The sequence below is a fragment of the Thiorhodovibrio winogradskyi genome (assembly GCF_036208045.1).
In the GTDB taxonomy this organism is placed as follows: Bacteria; Pseudomonadota; Gammaproteobacteria; order Chromatiales; family Chromatiaceae; genus Thiorhodovibrio; species Thiorhodovibrio winogradskyi.
In genome coordinates, this window is record NZ_CP121472.1 from 21,023 (window position 1) to 38,561 (window position 17,539).

Annotated in this window: 13 protein-coding genes; 3 read left to right on the forward strand and 10 right to left on the reverse strand. The window is 63.0% G+C overall.

Annotation, left to right across the window (positions count from 1 at the left end; translation table 11 throughout):
* Positions 1 to 19 precede the first annotated feature (19 nt).
* Positions 20 to 427 carry a globin domain-containing protein gene (locus Thiowin_RS00095; protein ID WP_328985725.1) on the reverse strand — a complete coding sequence of 136 codons (408 nt, stop codon included), beginning with the start codon at positions 425 to 427 and terminating at the stop codon, positions 20 to 22.
* Between the two features lie 128 nt (positions 428 to 555).
* Between Thiowin_RS00095 and djlA the strand changes: the two genes are divergently transcribed.
* Positions 556 to 1,392: a co-chaperone DjlA gene (gene djlA / locus Thiowin_RS00100; protein WP_328985726.1), complete on the forward strand. Its 837-nt coding sequence runs from the start codon at positions 556 to 558 to the stop codon at positions 1,390 to 1,392.
* Positions 1,393 to 1,416: 24 nt separating this feature from the next.
* On the opposite strand, the gene argA is transcribed toward djlA, so the two are convergent.
* The 3 genes from argA to Thiowin_RS00115 are packed head-to-tail and all read right to left on the reverse strand — an operon-like array spanning position 1,417 to position 4,470.
* Positions 1,417 to 2,826 (reverse strand): amino-acid N-acetyltransferase, encoded by a 1,410-nt coding sequence (gene argA / locus Thiowin_RS00105; RefSeq protein ID WP_328985727.1) that lies wholly within the window; start codon positions 2,824 to 2,826, stop codon positions 1,417 to 1,419.
* The gene (locus Thiowin_RS00110; RefSeq protein ID WP_328985728.1) at positions 2,801 to 4,219 is read right to left on the reverse strand and encodes a sigma-54-dependent transcriptional regulator; all 1,419 of its coding nucleotides are present in this window, start codon (positions 4,217 to 4,219) and stop codon (positions 2,801 to 2,803) included. Before Thiowin_RS00110 ends, argA begins: the two co-directional genes overlap by 26 nt.
* 23 nt (positions 4,220 to 4,242) lie before the next feature.
* Positions 4,243 to 4,470 carry a hypothetical protein gene (locus Thiowin_RS00115; protein WP_328985729.1) on the reverse strand — a complete coding sequence of 76 codons (228 nt, stop codon included), beginning with the start codon at positions 4,468 to 4,470 and terminating at the stop codon, positions 4,243 to 4,245.
* Between the two features lie 884 nt (positions 4,471 to 5,354).
* On the opposite strand from Thiowin_RS00115, the gene prfH reads away from it, so the two are divergent.
* A complete protein-coding gene (gene prfH, locus Thiowin_RS00120; protein WP_328985730.1) occupies positions 5,355 to 5,984 on the forward strand; it encodes a peptide chain release factor H in 630 nt (209 codons plus the stop codon).
* A gap of 263 nt (positions 5,985 to 6,247) precedes the next feature.
* Here prfH and Thiowin_RS00125 read toward each other — a convergent pair whose 3' ends face one another.
* The 4 genes from Thiowin_RS00125 to putP form a co-directional block, all read right to left on the reverse strand.
* The gene (locus Thiowin_RS00125) at positions 6,248 to 6,496 is read right to left on the reverse strand and encodes a zinc-finger domain-containing protein (RefSeq protein ID WP_328985731.1); all 249 of its coding nucleotides are present in this window, start codon (positions 6,494 to 6,496) and stop codon (positions 6,248 to 6,250) included.
* A 39-nt stretch (positions 6,497 to 6,535) separates the two neighbouring features.
* Entirely contained in the window at positions 6,536 to 7,456 is a 921-nt protein-coding gene (locus tag Thiowin_RS00130; RefSeq protein ID WP_328985732.1) for a branched-chain amino acid transaminase, read from the reverse strand.
* 83 nt (positions 7,457 to 7,539) lie between these two features.
* Positions 7,540 to 10,434 carry a bifunctional [glutamate--ammonia ligase]-adenylyl-L-tyrosine phosphorylase/[glutamate--ammonia-ligase] adenylyltransferase gene (gene glnE, locus Thiowin_RS00135; RefSeq protein WP_328985733.1) on the reverse strand — a complete coding sequence of 965 codons (2,895 nt, stop codon included), beginning with the start codon at positions 10,432 to 10,434 and terminating at the stop codon, positions 7,540 to 7,542.
* Positions 10,435 to 10,451: 17 nt separating this feature from the next.
* Positions 10,452 to 11,969, reverse strand: coding sequence for a sodium/proline symporter PutP (gene putP, locus Thiowin_RS00140; RefSeq protein ID WP_328985734.1), 1,518 nt, complete (start codon positions 11,967 to 11,969; stop codon positions 10,452 to 10,454).
* A 262-nt stretch (positions 11,970 to 12,231) separates the two neighbouring features.
* Between putP and Thiowin_RS00145 the strand changes: the two genes are divergently transcribed.
* Positions 12,232 to 15,819 carry a sulfite exporter TauE/SafE family protein gene (locus Thiowin_RS00145; protein WP_328985735.1) on the forward strand — a complete coding sequence of 1,196 codons (3,588 nt, stop codon included), beginning with the start codon at positions 12,232 to 12,234 and terminating at the stop codon, positions 15,817 to 15,819.
* Here the strand turns inward: Thiowin_RS00145 and Thiowin_RS00150 are convergent.
* Together Thiowin_RS00150 and Thiowin_RS00155 are read right to left on the reverse strand one after the other, a co-directional pair.
* Complete coding sequence (locus tag Thiowin_RS00150; protein ID WP_328985736.1) at positions 15,812 to 16,342, reverse strand: phosphatase PAP2 family protein; 531 nt, start codon at positions 16,340 to 16,342, stop codon at positions 15,812 to 15,814. The two genes, Thiowin_RS00145 and Thiowin_RS00150, sit on opposite strands and share 8 nt — an antisense overlap.
* Entirely contained in the window at positions 16,314 to 17,534 is a 1,221-nt protein-coding gene (locus tag Thiowin_RS00155) for a glycosyltransferase family 4 protein (protein ID WP_328985737.1), read from the reverse strand. Before Thiowin_RS00155 ends, Thiowin_RS00150 begins: the two co-directional genes overlap by 29 nt.
* Between the last annotated feature and the right edge of the window lie 5 nt (positions 17,535 to 17,539).

Sequence of the window (17,539 nt, forward strand, 5' to 3'; positions counted from 1 at the left end):
TGGGGGTCCGCTAAGACGCTCAGCTCGCTCCTCCTTCCATCATCAGCTGGGCAAGTTCGTCATAGACTTGATTCCAAGCATGACGGGTTTCCGGGCCAAAATCACTACCAAGATGCGCGTCCAGGGTTGCGATCAGGGCATCACGCATCTTTGGGTAATCCTCATCTTCCACCCCATAGCCGCTGTGGCGAGCACCCATCATGGTAATGACCCGATCCAAGGACGCCAGATCATCCAGGGTATCGACCGTGCGATTGATCATGCGCATCAGCTTGTGCGCTTGCTCGTCCATCTCGCCCTTGAACAGATGGCGAAGCTCCGGGTGGTCGTTGAACATGCGCTGATAAAGCGCTGCTCCAGCCTGCTCGGCCTGTGGTTGCAACCGCGCCCAGGAAGCGCGCACAAGGGCAATATCGTCTGATGTCATAATAACGGAGTCTCCCGTGAGTTTGGGTCAGCGCGGACCAGGGGATAGTTTGGCAGTTTATACCTGACTCGGCGCGAAATTGCCCACTCTGGGTTCGGGGCGGCAGGGAATCATCAGGATGCAAGTCCATGGGCTGGATAGGTAAAGTAATCGGCGGCATCGCCGGGCTGTTGCTAGCGGAAGCGCCCGGTGCCGTACTTGGGGCGATTTTGGGGCATGGTTTCGACCATGGTCTGCGTGCGTTCAGGCGCGATGGCTCACTCTCACGACAGGAGCGCGAGCGCGTGCAAGCGGCCTTTCGTGCCGTGACCTTCAGCACCATGGGCCATATCGCCAAGGCGGACGGTCGAGTGTCCGAGGCTGAAATCGCCATGGCAGAGGCGGCGATGGCTCGCCTGCGCTTCTCCGCCGAGAAACGGCGTCAGGCCATTGCTGAGTTCAAGCGCGGCAAGGCGCCAGACTTTGTGCTGGCCGAAGCGCTCACCACCTTCTGGCGCGATTGTCGCGGTAACGCCGGCTTGCTGGAGATGTTCCTGCGCCTTCAACTACAGGCCGCCTATGCCGATGGAGTGCCTTCCCCAGCGCAGCGCCAGTTGTTGAACCAGGTGCGCCGAGCGCTGCGCATCCCGGAGTCGGAATTCGATCAGCTCGAGCAAATGATTCGCGTCGAACGAGAGAACACCTCGGAAAAAGCCGGCGCGCGCGGTAAAAAGAAATCCCGCCGAGCGGGTCAGCAGCCAGATTCCGGGGTTCTCACGCTCGCCCAGGCCTATGCGCTGCTGGGTGTCAAACCCAATGACTCAGATGCTGTGATCAAGCGCGCCTACCGTCGCCTGCGCAGCCAGCACCATCCCGACAAGCTTGTCGCACGCGGACTGCCGGAAGAAATGCTGAAACTCGCCACGGAGAAAACCCAACAGATTCGCCAAGCTTACGAGCGCATTCAACAGGCGCGGGCAGCTTGACAGTGACTGGCGCATGTTTCTGCTTCAGGGAATTGTGCTCTCATCCGCAAGCCACTTGAGATAAACCTGCGAATTGCGCTCGGGTCTGTAGCTCGCGCGCTTCGCCTCGGGCAGCACTTCCAGCCCAGCGGGCTCGAAGCCACGTTCACGAAACCAGTGCGCGGTTTGGGTGGTGAGCACGAACAAGCCTCTGAGACCCATGCGGCGGGCAAGCTGTTCCATGTGCGCGAGCATCCGATCGCCGCGACCGGTGCCGCGATACTCCGGATGCACGGCCACGCAGGCAAGCTCGGCCAAACCGGCATCCGCATGGGGAAACAGCGCGGCACAGGATAATATGGTGCCGTCGCGCTCGGTGACTTGAAACTGCCCAATGTCGCTTTCCAGCCGTTCGCGCGAGCGACTGATCAATAGGCCTTTTTGTTCAAGTGGCGCTAGAAATTCCAGAATGCCCGCCACATCATCCAAACGCGCCGGTCGGAGTTCCTCGAAAGGTTCGCTGGAGATCAGAGTACCGCTGCCGTCGCGGGTGAAGAGTTCACGCAGTAGCGCGCCGTCCCGGGCGCGATTAATCAGATGGACTCGGCGAATACCGCGTCGGCAGGCTTCCGTGCTCGCGCGCAACACGGCGGCGGTTTCTTCCGTTAGCGCCGTCTCGCCAACCAGTAGCTGGTCCACGTCACTTAGCAAGAGTTGGGGCCCAAGCACCGGGTTGAATCCACCGGGCTCGAGAAGAAAAATCAGCTTATCCGCGCCCAAGGCCACGGCGGTGGAACAGGCAACATCGGCCGCGCTCAGGTTAAAGACCTCGCCGGTTGGCGAATAGCCCAAGGGTGGAATCAGCGCGACCGCCTTGGCCTCCAGGCGCTGGCGCAGGGCAGCGCGGTCGATGCGCCGTACCGCGCCTGTGTGCTGATAATCGACCCCATCAAGAACGCCAAGCGGGCGTGCGGTGACAAAGTTGCCAGACGCGACCGGGATGCGCACCCCGGCCATGGGCGAATTGGCCAGACCAAGCGAGAGCAGCGCCTCGATCTCGACCCGCGCGACCCCGGCCGCCTCTTTGACGCAGGCCAGCGCCGGTTTGTCAGTCACACGCAGGCCTTTGACATAACGCATCTCGGCGCTCTGACGGGCCAGGCGCTGCTCGATTTGTGGGCGTGCGCCATGCACCAGCACCAGGCGAATGCCAAGACCGTGCAGCAGGGCGAAATCATGCACCAGATTGGGAAACCCAGGGTCGGTGATGGCCTCACCACCGAAGCAAATGACAAAGGTGCGGTCGCGATGGGCGTGCACATATGGCGTACACTGGCGGAACCAGGCGACGAAAGGGTCGCTTGGTTTGCCGTCACCCTGATCGCCAGCAGCAGAGATGGCATTATCAATGGTGGTGATGTCGAGGGCCTCATGGCCGCTTTGGGGGTTGGACATTTGAGGTCATTTCCATATGCAGATGAAAGGCGCGCGGAGAGAGTCCCAGTCGCTCGGCCGCGCTCTGCGAATCCTGACCACACGCGTGCAGTGCCTCGGCCAATAGCTGTTGTTCGATGGCATCAAGGCGGTCGGCCAGCGTAGACTCGGTCGCTGGCGGCGGGCTGGCCAGCGGGGCGGCGCTAGTGGCTCGGCTCGCTATGGGGGCGCCCATCTGCCGTGGTTCAGGCAGGCGCAGATCGGCGAGACTCAGCTCCGGCGACTCGCACAGGGCGCTGGCGCGCTCTAGAATATTCTCCAACTCGCGCACATTGCCAGGAAAGGCGTAATCGCGCAGTGCCGCCATGGCGTCTTGGTCAAGACTCGCGGCCGGGCTGCCTGACTCGGCGGCGATGCGTGGCAGCAGATAGGCAACCAGAACGGGGATGTCGCCAACCCGCTCGCGCAGTGGCGGCAGATGCAGATCGATGACGTTGATACGGTAAAACAGATCCTGACGAAAAGAACCCCGGGCAACGGCATCGACCAGGTTGAGATGACTGGCGCTAATAATGCGCACATTCACCGGCACCTCCTTGGCGGCGCCGACTGGGCGCACGCTTTTCTCCTGGATGGCGCGCAGCAGCTTGACCTGCATCGGCAGCGGCAGGTCGGCGATTTCATCAAGAAACAGGGTGCCTCCCTGGGCCGCCTGGAACAGCCCCGGTTTGTCGCTGCTCGCGCCGGTGAAGCTGCCCTTGCGATGGCCAAAGAGCTCGCTCTCGACCAGATCGGCCGGGATGGCGCCACAGTTGACTGGCACAAAGGGCTGATCGGCGCGCGGGCCGAGCTGATGAATCAGGCTGGCCGCCAGCTCCTTGCCGGTGCCACTCTCGCCACTAATGAACACCGGTGCCTGATTGCGCGCAAGTTTGGCGATCAGGGTGCGCAGTTCAAGAATTTGCGGCGATTCGCCAATGAGTTTGGCTTGTGGACCCATGCTCTCATCCGCGGGCTCGCCACCACGCCCGCGCGCGCGCAGGGCAGCAGTGGTCAGCTCACGCAATACCCGCAGGTCGAGCGGCTTGGAGACAAAGTCAAAGGCACCGGCTTTCATCGCCGCGACGGCGGATTCCATGTTGCCATAGGCCGTCATCATGGCCACTGGCATCTCGGGATAGCGCGTGCTGGCATGGCGCACCAGAGCGGTGCCATCGCCATCGGGCAAGCGCATGTCGGTCAGGCAGATGTCAAAGCGATCACCGGCGAGCGCCTGGCGGGCAGCCTTCAGGGTGCCGACGCACTGGGCCTCCAGCCCCATGCGGGCAAGGGTGATGCGCACCAGGTCGAGAATATCGGGTTCGTCATCGACAACCAGCGCGCGGGCTTTGGGCTTGGCGGCGGCCTTGGGCATCGGGCGGGTAACTTCTCAATTTCTCATGGCACAGCGCCCGCCACAGCGGCACGCTCACAAATGATATCAGGCAATGGCGGGATGGTGTGATGTCCTCCGATAGTGTGATGTCCTCCGATACGGTCGCCGAGGTAATCCCAGAAAAAGATGCCGATGTCGGAAGCGTAGCAGGCATGAGACAGCAGTAATGGTTTGTTGTGGTGCCCAACCGCGGTGCTTGCCTCATGGTCGACGACTTCATCTATCGCCATGGCCTGGAACTGCTTGGCGGGGCGGGACCGTCGACCTAGACGAAGTGCAAAAAGTTTAGTTTGATGGCAAGCCCATGCACACTGTCAACATCCATGAAGCAAAAACCCATCTCTCCCATCTTGTCGAAAAGCGGCCGGCGGCGATCTCTTCTTGCTCTGGCTTATCGGCACGGTGGCGGAACACGCCGGTTTGCATGAGAAAATGCGTCCTGGCTGCCGCAAACGACGGGATTATTCGCGGGTTTTTCTGGCGCGCCTGCTGGTGACATTAACAAAGACTGCTGGCGTAGCGGCCTGGCGAGGCAAAAGTTTGTGGGGATACCTCAGGGTCTGTCCCCTATTATCACTGCCTATTATCTAATGAGCGAGCCATTGATCGGCTAGCTGGTGCTGGAGAAAATTGACCTGGTCATCGACAGTGCGCGCCCAACGCTTGGGCCGCGCCTGGAACTGCCGAATATGCCGCTGCTCAAACACAAATCCGCGCGCCAGTGACCAAGATTGGCAAGAGTATCGAGATAGCCACGAACTTGGACAAGACACTAATACATATTATCGCCTCAACGGACACCTGGATTGAAGGCGATGCCGTACGCCAAGTGAAGCAGACCGCCGCGCTGCCCGACAGCACCCCGAGGACTTGCGCCAGACGGCCCTCGGTGGCCAGATCATCTGCGAGGACAAGGAACTGCTCTATGACGAAGCCCCGAAGCATACAAAGCCGTCGGCCGCGTCATCGCTGATCTGGTCGATGCCGGCCTGTGCCGCATCATAGCCACCGTGTGACCGGTACTGACCTACAAGGTTCGTCGCCTCGAAAGCAATCGGGAGCGCCAGCGGGCACAGAAGTCGCCTCGCACAACTAAGCCTAAGCGGAACCGCCGATGAGTACCCCAACCCTGTGGCTACAAGTCTCCGCCGGCCGCTGCCCGGCGGAATGCGAATGGGTGGTCGGTCAACTTGCCCCGCGCCTGACCGCCGAGTTGCAAGCGCGCGGGCTGGCGGTGGAGGAGATCGACCGCACCCCCGGCCATCACCCCGGAGATGCGCGCTCCGTGTTGCTGCGGGTCAGTGGTCCGGAGGTACAGACCCAGGTCGCCGACTGGCTCGGCACCATCCAATGGATCGGCGCCAGTCCATATCGGCCCCACCACAAGCGCAAGAACTGGTTCGTCAGCGTTGCTGCCTTCACGGAACCGGTGGTCTCTACTTGGAGCGAGCACGAAGTGCGCATTGAAACCCAGCGCGCCTCCGGTCCAGGAGGGCAGCATGTCAACCGCACCGAAAGCGCGGTACGTGTCACCCATCTGCCGACCGGGATGAGCACCCTGGCCCAAGAGGAACGCTCCCAGCACCTGAACCGTCGCCTAGCGCTGGCCAGGCTCTCTGCGCTGCTGTTCGAACAGACCGAGGATCGGCTTCGAGCGGCGGAAGATCGGCGCTGGCGGCAGCATACCCAGTTGGAACGAGGGAATGCTGTACGGGTTTATCGGGGCAGCGATTTCCGTCGTTAGAAGAGTCCGAATATTCCACATGTGCGAGTTAGATTCAGTTTTTTCATTGTGCCCGCATTGATAGCGCTCCGTGTTATGCTTGAGCAGGTGTCGGACAGATGGCGGTAGAAAGTGCGTAGTGGCCCACGGCTGGAAAAGAGGTGTTAGGGCCAGTCGGGCTCGAGCCGGGAGTCCTGAAACTCGGCCTCCAACTGCCTGATCAAATCAGCGGTCTGAACGCGAAGAGGGCCTGACCGCGGGATCTGGTCAAGCGTGAACGTCCGTCAGTGGATCTTCCCGATCTCTCCTTCAAGCACATAGACTGCGCCGCAGTAAGGGCAGACAGTGCGGCGGTCGGGTGCCTTGTCGATCGGGAGATAGACGCGCGGGTGCATATTCCAGAGCTCCTCGCCGGGTCTGGGGCAGCTCAGGGGGAGTTTGGACGCCTGGATTTTAATGGGCCCTGGCGCCGCGGCTGGACTGACTGGGGGGGCCGGTTTGTCGGTGCTGAATGGAAGTGCGGAATGTTCCATGACGAATCTTCCTGTTAGGTGCCGAGTGAGGAGAGGGGTTTACACCAGATCAAGCCATTGGCGGTGGCCTGGGTCGCGGCCATGGACCACGTCGAAGTAGTGGCTTTGCAGCTTCTCGGTAATGGGCCCGCGACCACCGTTGCCAATCACGCGCCCGTCGACTTCGCGGATGGGTGTGACCTCGGCGGCGGTGCCGGTGAAGAAGGCCTCGTCGGCGATGTAGACCTCATCGCGGGTGATGCGTTTTTCATGGACCTTCAAGCCCATGTCCTCGGCGAGGGCGATCACTGTCTTGCGGGTGATGCCGTCGAGCGCCGAGGTTAGGTCCGGGGTATGGAGCTGTCCGTCGCGCACCAGGAAGATATTTTCGCCGCTGCCTTCCATCACATAGCCCTGGGCGTCGAGCAAAATAGCCTCGTCGTAGCCGTCGCGCAGGGCCTCCTGCAGGGCCATCATGGAGTTCATGTAGTTGCCGTTGGCCTTGGCGCGGCACATGGTGACATTGACATGATGGCGGGTGAAGGAGGACACCCGCACGCGAATGCCGCGGTTCATATTGTCCTCGCCGAGGTAGGAGCCCCAGTGCCAGGCGGCGACAATGACATGCACTTGCAGGTTGTCGGCGCGCAGACCCATGCCCTCGGAGCCGTAAAAGGCCATGGGGCGGATGTAAGCGGAGGCGAGCTTGTTCTCGCGCACCGCGAGGCGTTGGGCCTGATTGAGGGTGTCGCGGTCGTAGGGGATCTTCATGCCCAGGATGTGCGCGGAATTAAACAGCCGCTCGGTGTGCTCCGGCAGGCGGAATATGGCCGCGCCGCGGTCGGTCTCATAGGCGCGCACGCCCTCGAAGACGCCCATGCCGTAGTGCAGGGTATGGGTCAGCACATGGGTTTGGGCGTCGCGCCAGGGGACGAGTTCGCCGTTGTACCAAATCACGCCGTCGCGGTCGGCCATGCTCATGTTTCGATGTCTCCAGGTTATAATTCGTGCCCGCATCCGGGCCTATTTCCGGGCCAATTTTTGGTTTGGTTTTCGAGCTGGACCTAGGAGTCGATATCCGACTGGGCATCGTCCATTAGGCTGTGCCAGAGTTGCTCGACACGCTCGCGCTCGGTGAGAAGTTGGTCGTTGGCCACGCGCCCAGGTGCGTCTCTTAGGGCATTGCGATGATAGGCCGCGCGCAGGGACTTGTAGGCCGCCGTCAGCACCTCGGCGCTATCTCCGGGTAGCAGATCGAGCCGTTTGAGGCTTTCGAGCAGGCGGATATTATCGGTCCAGTCGGTCAGCTCGGGGTATTGCGCCGCCCAGCGCAGCACGGCGTATTGAACCATAAACTCGATGTCGGCAATACCGCCGCGACCCTGCTTGAGATCGAATTGCCGCGCGTTGCTCTTGTCGAGGTTGGCGCGCATTTTCGCGCGCATCTCGCGCACCTCGGCGCGCAGTTTCTCGGGGTCGCGTTCCAATTGCAGGATGGCGCGGCGGACTTCGGCGAAGCCTTGCCCCAACTTGGGGTCGCCGGCCACAGGACGAGCGCGCACCAGGGCTTGATGCTCCCAGGTCCAGGCCTCTTCGCGCTGGTAAGCGGCAAAGGAGTCGAGCGAGCGCGCGATCATGCCTTTCTGGCCATCGGGGCGCAGGCGCATGTCGATCTCATAGAGCACGCCGGAGTAAGTGGGCGTGGTCATGATATGAATGAGACGCTGGCCCAGGCGAATGTAGAATTGCGCGGCGGTGACCGGGCGCTCGCCCTCGGTGGCATCCATGGCGCCCTCGCCGTCGTACAGGAACACCAGGTCAAGGTCGGAGTGGTAGCCCAGCTCAATGCCGCCGAGCTTGCCGTAGCCCAGCACCAGAAAGCCATTGTGCTGCCGGTCGCGCCCGGCCGGGACGCCATGGCGGGGGCTGAGGCCATCCCAGGCTAGATTTAGGCTGCGCGCGACCGCGGCCTCGGCGATCTCGCTCAGGTAGTCGCTGACCACCATCAGCGGGATGGCGCCGGTGATGTCGGCGGCGGCCACTCGCAGTTGATTGCCCTGGGCGAACTGACGCAGGCGCTCCATGGGTTGTTCGAGGTCGTCGCTTGCGAGTGGACCGAGCAGGGAGTCCAATTCGGCGTCGAGGTCGGCGCGATGCAGAGGCGCGAACAGCCGGCGGGCGTCGAGCAGTTCATCAAGCAGCAGGGGCGCGCGCGCGGTGCGTTCGCTGAACCAGGGGCTCATGGCGCACAGACGTACCAGCATATCGAGCGCATCGGGCCGCTCGACCAGCAGCGACAGATAGGCGGTACGCCCAAGAATGGCATCGAGCACATGGAGTACCCGCTTGAGGGTCAGATCAGGCGAGACCTCGGCATCGGTGGCGCTGGCCTCGCAACGGGCGATCTGCTCGAGCAGGCATGGCATCAGGGATTTCAGGCGCTGTAGCGCGGTTTGCCCGAGACCCTTGCGTTGCGCGCTCTGACGAAATTGCTCCAGGCGCTCCCAGGCGCTCTCGGGGTCGTGAAAACCGGCCTGGCGCAGCTGACCGATGGCCATGGCCTCCTCGGGCGGATCAGTCCATAGCCGGCTCAGCCCGGCCTCGTCGGCGGGCGCCGCGCTGGCGGGATCGGCAAACACCTGGTCGAAGTGCTGTTGCACCAGGCTGCGATGATGACCGAGCCGCGCGAGAAAGCTTGGCCAGTCGGCAAAGTCGAGTGAGCGGGCGAGACGCTCGCGCTCGGCTTCGCGCGTTGGCAGGCTGTGGGTTTGGCGGTCGGCCCAGGCTTGCAGGCGATTCTCGGTCAGGCGCAGAAAGTGATAAGCCTCGCTCAGATCCGCCACGACCTCGGGTGCGAGCAGGCCCTTTTCGCGCAGGTATCGCAGTACCTGCAAAATGGGGCGCACCTGCAACTCGGGTTCGCGTCCGCCGCGAATCAGCTGGAAGGACTGGCCGATGAATTCGATCTCGCGAATACCGCCGGGGCCGAGCTTGATGTTGTCCGCCATGCCCTTGCGCCGCACCTCCTGATCAATCAGGCTCTTGAGATGGCGCAGGGAGTCGATGGCGCCAAAATCCAGGTAGCGCCGATAGACAAAGGGCCTGAGCATGTCCATCAGCCCGGCCCCGGCCTGGGGCGGCCCGGCGATTGGACGCGCCTTGATCATGGCGTAGCGTTCCCACTCGCGCGCGTGGGCCTCGTAATAGGTCTCGAGCGCGTCGAAGTGCATGGCCAGCGGGCCGGCATCGCCGAAGGGGCGCAGGCGGGTATCCACCCGAAACACATAGCCCTCGGGCGTCTGCATTTCCAGCAGCTTGACCAGGCGCTGGCACAGGCGGGTGAAAAATTGCTCGTTGGTCAGCGCGCGCGGGCCGCCTTGCACCTGGCCACGGCTTGGATAGGCAAAGATCAGGTCGATATCCGAGGACAGATTCAGCTCCTCGGCGCCGAGCTTGCCCATGGCCAGCACGACCAGGCGCTGCGGGCTGCCATCCTCGCCCATGGGTTCGCCTAGCTCGGCATGCAGCCAGGGCTCAAGCAGAGCCAGGGACTCGCGCACACAGACATCGCCCAAGGCGCTCAAGTCCGCCAGGGTTTCCTCCAGGCTGGCCCAGTCGGCCAGGTCACGCCAGATGATGCGCAGCATCTGGGCGCGACGGAAGTGACGCAGCGCGCTGGTCAAGGCGGCTTCGTCGTTCACGTCAGCCAGCGCCTGGCGCAATGCGGCGGTCATGGTCGCGGCGCCATCGGCGCGCTTGAGATCGCCGCTGGCGAGCAGGCCGGCAAAGATGCGCGGATGGCGCGCGGCGCTTAGGGCGACATACTCGCTGCCGGCCCAGACCCGCTCGCGCGCGCGGCGGAACTCGGCGTCCTGCGGTAACTGGATGCCGGCCTCGGCCGCCCAGGCGAGCCAGTCCTGCCAATGGTTGTCGTTGGGACTTGGGGTGGAGTGATGCATGGCGATGGCCTATTGCGTCAACGATTGGCCATCTCGGGCGCATCGCCGGCGCCGCGAAAGCGGGCGAAGCGCGCAAGAATCGCGGGCGGGGTCGGTGCGCTCAAGCGACTACCGATCACAATCGCCAGGGTCGCGGCGAGGATACCGGGGACGATCTCATAGAGTTCAAACAAACCGCCCCCGAGGGCTTTCCAGACCACCACGGTGAACCCGCCCGCGATAATCCCGGCCAGGGCGCCGATGCGCGTCATGCCGCGCCAGTAGAGCGAGAGCACCAGCACCGGGCCGAAGGCGGCGCCGAAGCCGGCCCAGGCGTAGGCGACCAGGCCAAGCACTGTGTTGTCGGGTTCCAGCGCCAGCAACAGCGCGATCACGGCGAGCAGCACCACGGCAAGGCGTCCAATCAGGACAATCTCCTTCGAACTGGCTTGGCGGCGAAACAGCTGGCGATAAAGGTCTTCGGTCAGGGCCGAGGAGGACACCAGCAACTGCGAGTCCGCCGTGCTCATGATGGCCGCCAGAATAGCCGCCAGTAGCACACCGGCGATAAGCGGATGGAAGAGTGCCTCGACCAGCACCATGAAGATGGTCTCGGCATCGGCCAGCTCGCCGCCCAGATGGCCGTCCACCCAGACCAGGCCTGCCAGCCCGACCAACACGGCACCGGCCAGGCTAAGCGCGGTCCAGATCACAGCGATGCGCCGCGCCGCTGGCACTGCCTGCTGATCGCGAATGCCGGCAAAACGCGCCAGTATGTGCGGTTGGCCAAAATACCCCAGCCCCCAGGCCGCGAGCGACACAATGGCGATGAGACCAAGCGGCTCGCCTTCATCGTTGCTCCAGAGCGACATCAGCCTGGGATGATCAGCGTTCAGACTGGCTTGCATGGCGAAAAAGCCGCCATCGGCCTGCATGGCGATGACGGGCACCAGCAGCAGGGCGGCGAGCATGAGCAGACCCTGCACCAGGTCGGTCCAGGACACCGCCAGGAAGCCACCGGTGAGGGTATAGGACATAATGACCAGGGCGCCGATGGTGGTGGCGAGGCGCGCGTCCAGCCCGAACAGCGTCTCGAACAGTTTGCCGCCAGCGACCAGGCCGGAGCTGGTATAAAACAGAAAAAACAGCAAAATAAAGAGCGCGGCGATGGCCTGCAAGGCATGATTTGGGTCGCCAAAGCGATTGGCCAGGTACTCAGGGATGGTCAGGGCATCATTGGCCTCGGCGGTGAACTGCCGCAAGGGTTGCGCGACAATGCGCCAGTTAAGATAGGTACCGAGCAGCAGCCCGCCAGCCAGCCACAGGGATTGCAGGCCGGAGGTGAAGGCAAAGCCTGGTAGGCCGAGCAGTAGCCAGCCGCTCATGTCCGAGGCCCCGGCCGAGAGTGCCGCCGGCCAAGGCCCGAGACGGCGCCCGCCAAGAAAGTAATCGGCCGAGTCATGGGTCCGGCGCCAGGCCCAAAGCCCGATGCCAAGCATCACTAGCAAGTAGAGGAAAAAGGTCGCGGCGACGGACAATGAGATGGCATTTTGCATGGAGAAATGGATGGTGCTTGTGCGGCTTGGTCGCGCGGCGGATTGGCACGGCCAGGTAGACCGAGCGGGAAGCATGCCCCGTTCGGCGCCTTTCTGGCAAGTCAGCCAAGGGTTCCGGGCGTGCAAAACAACTATGGCACGGCCATGAATAGGACACCATGAATAGGAAATGGAATAGCCAATCCATCAGCAGCCCATGCGACCCGAAGAGCAACATCCTGTTGGCGAGCAATATGGAGCATAGGTGGGCCAAGAGAAGCCGATGACCGACAAGCCTTCCAATGGCATGGCGCAAACAATCGCCAGCGCCAAGAACTTTCGCCAGGAAGTGCTGAACCCGGCGGACGGGGTCTTTCTGTTCCATGCGCGCGCCATCGAGCGGTTGATTGAGGAGCAGCTTGGCGCCGCTCAGCATGGGGTGTCGATTCCCGAGCTGCCCTACTACCTGATGCGGCGCGAGGATTTTCTGTTCGGGCTCGAGACCGAGAATCCCGAGGCCCTGTCGGTGATCGAGGGGCTGAAGCTGCCGCCCTATGTGGTGCTGCTGCCATCGCCGCGCGCCCAGGGTGCCGATGGCGCGGCGTTCAGCCGGCTGCGTCACGACTATTGGGCGCGCGCCTTCGAGGCCGAAGTCGCCCGGGCTTGGCAGATGGCGCGCGACCAAGCGGGTGACGATGAGGATTTTGGAGCCCGGGCGCTGCGCGACCTGGTGGGTGAACATGGCTTTGCTGAGTTGCGCGATGTTCTCGAACGCGACGGCTTGACCTTGCCCATCTGGGACGAGGCCCTGCTCTGTCGCAGCTTTGTCGCCCGGGTGGCGCGGCTGCGCTATTTCGCCCCCGGCGCGCGTGGGTTTTATTTTCCCGCCGTGCATGACTGGGCGCGCATCGACGCCTGGTTGCTGGCCAGCGGCCTTGAGTTGCCGCCACCGCTGCCCGCCCTGGCAGGAGCGGACCCCCTGCCCCCGCTGTTGCAAAAAACCCGGCCCGGTCCCGGCGAGTTGTCCCCCGAGCCGCTGCCGCTGCTGCCCGGTGGCCTGACGCGCGGCGCTCGCGACCCGGATTACCGGCCAGCCCAGCGGGCGGTGCGTGCGCTGGCCGCGCATGCGCCACCGACCGCTGCGGCGCGCCTCTCCGAACCCGAATTGATTGAGTCTTTCGATGCGCTGTTCGAGGTACGTTGTCTCGATGCGCTGCACGAGGCCTCGCGGCTGAAACCCAAACGGGATGTCATGGCGCGCCTGTGGGACAGTCTGAGCGCGCGCCTAAGCCGCCTGTTCGGGCGACTGCTGTTCGCTCCCAGTTTCGAGCGGCTACAGAATCGCCCGCGCCGTTCGCCCTCGGGTGCCTGGCTCGGCGCCGGACTGAGGTTGTTCCGCCATGCCGTGGCGGCGGCCAATCGCAGCGAGATGCGCGGACGCTTCGCCACCGCGCTGGTGCATCTGGCCGATGCCCGGCGGCTGCTGCTTCGCCTGATGCAGTTTTGCGGTGGGTCCGCTGGGAATCTGTGTCAGCGATTGGCCGTGCTCGAGGCCGACTGCGAACAAAGCCTGGCCGCGGAACTAGCGGCAAGAGTGGGCCTGCGTCCAGCGGCAGCCAGGCAGCTTGACGCTCTGGTGGAGCGCCTGGCGGCCGAGGACCGTGGCGCCAGCGCCTCGCCAGTCGCGCGCGCCTTGTTAAGCCAGCTGGAGAAAGTCCTGTGTGAAACACGTGACGACTACTATCGTCTGCGCCTTTGGGGTTGGCTGGTCAGCTTCGGGCGTATCCGCCTGCGCGAGATATTGCCCTTTCAGGCACACTTGCATTGTTTGCGGTCGTTACAAATCGCGCGCGCGCGCCTGGATGACCTCGACTGGCCGCTGCATGAACTCGAGCGCTTTGGAAGTCTGCTCGAGCAGATGCACGAGTCCTTTAGTCAGCGACTCGAAGCCCAACTGACGCCACGGCTGACCCAGGCGCTGCGCGAGGCGGACTTTGTGCCGCGCAACCACCGCGAGCGCGTGGCCGAGCACAAAATGCGCGGCGAATTGCTGGATGTGATCAAACGGCGCCGGCACCTGAAGTTTACCGATGTACGCGACATCGTGGCGCGCAACGTGCTTCGCCTGCCAGACCCAAGTTTCGAGGAATTCTTCCGCGGTGATCGCCTGCGCCGCTTTGATCGTACCGCCGCGCGCGCCCTGCCCGGGGTTTATCGTCCGGGTGAGTTGTACATCAAAGGGTTGCAGCAACTCTCCGCGCCCCTGTTCGGCACCCGCTCGGGGCGCACCCTTCTGCGTCATCTGGTGGTGCCCTTCGGCGCCACCTACCTGGCGCTCAAGAGTGTCGACCTGCTGCTACATCTGCTGCCGGACGTCGAACCTGGCCTGCATTTCGCCACCGCGCTCACGGTCACCGCCGGCGGCACTCTGACCAATCTGGTGCTCTACACCGACATCGGCCGCCATGTGCTTCTGGCCATCTGGCACGGCAGCCGTACCTTGTTTGATCTGCTGCTGATTCAGGCGCCCCGGCGGCTCCTGCAATGGCCGCCGCTGGCCGAGATGCTTGGCACCGGTCTATTCCGCGGCATGGCGCGCAATCTGATCCAGCCCATGTTGTTTGGCATTCTGCCGCTCACGCCCATCATCGCGCTGGCCGTGCTGGTGGAGGAAATTCCCATCGAGCCTGGCTTCTGGCTGCTTGGGCTGGCCTTCGCGCTCGGTACCCTGGCGCGCAACACCCCGGCTGGGCGCCGTTTCATCGACAATTTGGTGACCTACCTGGTCCAGATGCAAAGGCGCATCAACCAGACCTTGGTGCTGGGGCTGATCCAGCAACTGCAGTATTCCTTCAAGGAAGCCACGCGACGCATCGCCCAGGCCCTGCACCGGGTGGAAGAGGGGCTGATGCACCATCTGCACGAACCCATCGGCGGCTTCCTGATCAAGGCCCTGGCCGCTCCCCTGTGGACCTTGGCCGAGTCACTGCTGCAGTTTTATATCACGGTGCTGGTGGAGCCTCAGGTCAACCCGGTTAAGCACTTTCCCATTGTCACGATCGGGCACAAGCTGATGCTGCCTTTTCTCCCCGCCACCACCGGCTTCATGCTCGAGCTGACAGGCTCGGTCCTGCCTGGTGTCATCGCCATTCCACTGGTCACCCTGACCATTGTGCTGCTGCCGGGGCTTTTTGGTTTCGTGGTTTGGGAGCTCAAGGAAAATTGGAAACTCTATCAGGCCAATCATGGTGTCGCCCTGCGCGGGGCCGACGCGCCGCATATCGAACAGACGCTTGAGCCAGCGGTGATTGGCAGTCACGGCGAGACCATGCGCGGGATTTTGTATCGTGGCTTTCACAGCGGCGCGCTGCCGAAAGCCTATGACCGGGTGCGTCAGGCAATTGAAAAGCAATTGCGTGATCAGGCGCTTTATCCGCGACGAGTGCGTGCCTGCGAACGACGCCTGCGCACTATCGAGCAGGCCATCGGTGTTTTTGTTGAACGCGAACTCTCGTTCGCCTTGCGCGAACGCTGCCGCACCCCGGGCTGCGTGCTGAGTCGGGTCGAACCCCGGATGTTAGAACTCGCGACCAATCTGATCGAAATCAGATTGGCGCTCCATGTCCGTCCAAGTCATGGTCGCCAGGCGCGGCCGCAAGGGGCTGATGAGGAGCCCAATCCGGTGGAAATCGCCCTGGACATCTCGCGCCAGCGCGAAGGCATTCTGATGCGACTGCGCCTCGAGGGCGACACCGGGCTCATCGGCCCGCGCTGTTGGGAAATGATCTTCGAGGATCTGCGTGTCTTTGCCGGGCGCGCCGATGCGCGTTTGCAGATCGATTGGAGCCCCTTGGACGAGCGCCTCAGGTGAAGAGCTTCAGGCTCCCATAGCCAAGGCCGAGCCCGAGGCCGGAGGCGACGATGACATCGCTTGGATAATGCAGGCCAAGGACGACGCGCGAGGCGGCAATGAGCAGGGTGAATGGGACCAGCAGCCAGGCCAGATGAGGGTAGTGGAAAAGTGCCACGGTCGAGAAGGCTACCGCATGCAGGGTATGGCCCGAGGGAAAGCTGTAGCGATCCAGGGGGGCAACCACGGCATGGATGCCAATGCCGGCATTGCATGGGCGCTCGCGCTTGGTTCCGTGTTTGAGTGACTTGTACAGCGCTAGGCCAACCACGCTGGTCGCCAGCATGTGCAGGCCCGCGCGTGTTCCATCAAGGCCGTCGAACAGCACGAAGAAGGCGATCAGGGCGTACCAGAAGATCCCGTCGCCAAGCCGGCTGATGATGGCAAAACCGCGTTGCATCAACCAATACTGGCTGGAGCGCCGGTGCCAGTTCTGGCACCAGAAGGCGTCGAACTTAGTCAGACGTTGCCACAAGGCGCGCATCGGTTTTCTCCGCGGTCGCTTTCTGCTCCACCAAAGCAAGAATGTCCTGCTCCAGATCACTGATCACATGGCCCCAGTCCATGGCGGCGGCGCTGCGTCGGGCGGCTTGCCCAAGTTCACGCAGTCGCGGCGGGTTTCGGGCCAGATCAACGGCTTGTTCAATAAAAGCATCCCGGTCACCTTGGGTCACGGCAATGCCATTTTGGCCTGAGCGAAGATGCTGTCCGGCCGCGGCATAGTTGAAAGCGATCACCGGCAATCCGCTGGCCATGGCCTCCGGCACCACGTTGCCAAAGGTTTCGGTCAAGCTCGGGAACAGAAACAAATCCGCCGAGGCATAGTGCGTGGCCAATGCCGGACCCACGCGGGCGCCGGTAAAAACATAATCCGGATGCTTGCGGGTGAGACGTTCGCGCTCGGGACCATCGCCCACCAGAATGAATTTGCAGTCGCGATTGGTCGCGGCAATGGCCGCGAAGGCCGCGAAAGCCAGGTCGATATTCTTCTCCGCCGCTAGGCGCCCAACATAGAGCACCGCGATGCTCCGCTCGCCGCAGCCCCAGGCTTGGCGCAGCGCGTGGCAGCGGCGCTCGGGGGAGAAGAGTTCGGTATCCACCCCGCGGCTGAATACCCGCAGATTCTTGAACCCTGCTCGTGCGAGTTCCGCTTTCAGTGCCGCGGTTGGCACCATGGTCGCGTCGGCTCGATTATGGAAGCGACGCAGCGACTTGACAATGGGCCGCATTAGCAGTCCAAGCCCATAGTAGCGGCTGTATTGATGAAACTGGGTATGAAAACCAGTGAGCGCCGGAAGACCAAGCCTGCGGGCGCTGTTTAGCGCCGCCCGCCCAAGCGGACCCTGGGTGGCGATATAGACTGCCTGTGGGTTCCACTGCTGCCAGTGCGACAGCAGTCGTCCGCCTACCGGCAGGCCAAAGCGCAGGCCCTGGTACCCTGGGATGGGCAGGCCGGGCACCAAATACTCCGCTGTGCCGGCGCGCGGGTGGGATTGAGGCCGCGACAATCCAAGGGGTTCCCCCGACTGGCGCGGGCGTACCAGGAGGATCTGGTGGCCCAGCCGCTCGAGCCCGGTGACGAGCTGATACATGGTGTTGGCCACACCGTTAATTTCTGGTGGGTAGGTCTCGGTCACCACGACCAGCCGGCAGGAATGCTTGCGGCTTGCTGTCATCAGTG

Excerpts from the sequence above, each read along its gene's own strand:
- djlA (WP_328985726.1), top strand. The coding sequence starts at position 556 with ATGGGCTGGATAGGTAAAGTAATCGGCGGCATCGCCGGGCTGTTGCTA.
- Thiowin_RS00110 (WP_328985728.1), bottom strand. The coding sequence starts at position 4,219 with ATGCCCAAGGCCGCCGCCAAGCCCAAAGCCCGCGCGCTGGTTGTCGAT.
- argA (WP_328985727.1), bottom strand. The coding sequence starts at position 2,826 with ATGTCCAACCCCCAAAGCGGCCATGAGGCCCTCGACATCACCACCATT.
- prfH (WP_328985730.1), top strand. The coding sequence starts at position 5,355 with ATGAGTACCCCAACCCTGTGGCTACAAGTCTCCGCCGGCCGCTGCCCG.
- Thiowin_RS00115 (WP_328985729.1), bottom strand. The coding sequence starts at position 4,470 with ATGGCGATAGATGAAGTCGTCGACCATGAGGCAAGCACCGCGGTTGGG.
- Thiowin_RS00145 (WP_328985735.1), top strand. The coding sequence starts at position 12,232 with ATGACCGACAAGCCTTCCAATGGCATGGCGCAAACAATCGCCAGCGCC.
- Thiowin_RS00095 (WP_328985725.1), bottom strand. The coding sequence starts at position 427 with ATGACATCAGACGATATTGCCCTTGTGCGCGCTTCCTGGGCGCGGTTG.
- Thiowin_RS00155 (WP_328985737.1), bottom strand. The coding sequence starts at position 17,534 with ATGACAGCAAGCCGCAAGCATTCCTGCCGGCTGGTCGTGGTGACCGAG.
- Thiowin_RS00130 (WP_328985732.1), bottom strand. The coding sequence starts at position 7,456 with ATGAGCATGGCCGACCGCGACGGCGTGATTTGGTACAACGGCGAACTC.
- putP (WP_328985734.1), bottom strand. The coding sequence starts at position 11,969 with ATGCAAAATGCCATCTCATTGTCCGTCGCCGCGACCTTTTTCCTCTAC.
- glnE (WP_328985733.1), bottom strand. The coding sequence starts at position 10,434 with ATGCATCACTCCACCCCAAGTCCCAACGACAACCATTGGCAGGACTGG.
- Thiowin_RS00150 (WP_328985736.1), bottom strand. The coding sequence starts at position 16,342 with ATGCGCGCCTTGTGGCAACGTCTGACTAAGTTCGACGCCTTCTGGTGC.
- Thiowin_RS00125 (WP_328985731.1), bottom strand. The coding sequence starts at position 6,496 with ATGGAACATTCCGCACTTCCATTCAGCACCGACAAACCGGCCCCCCCA.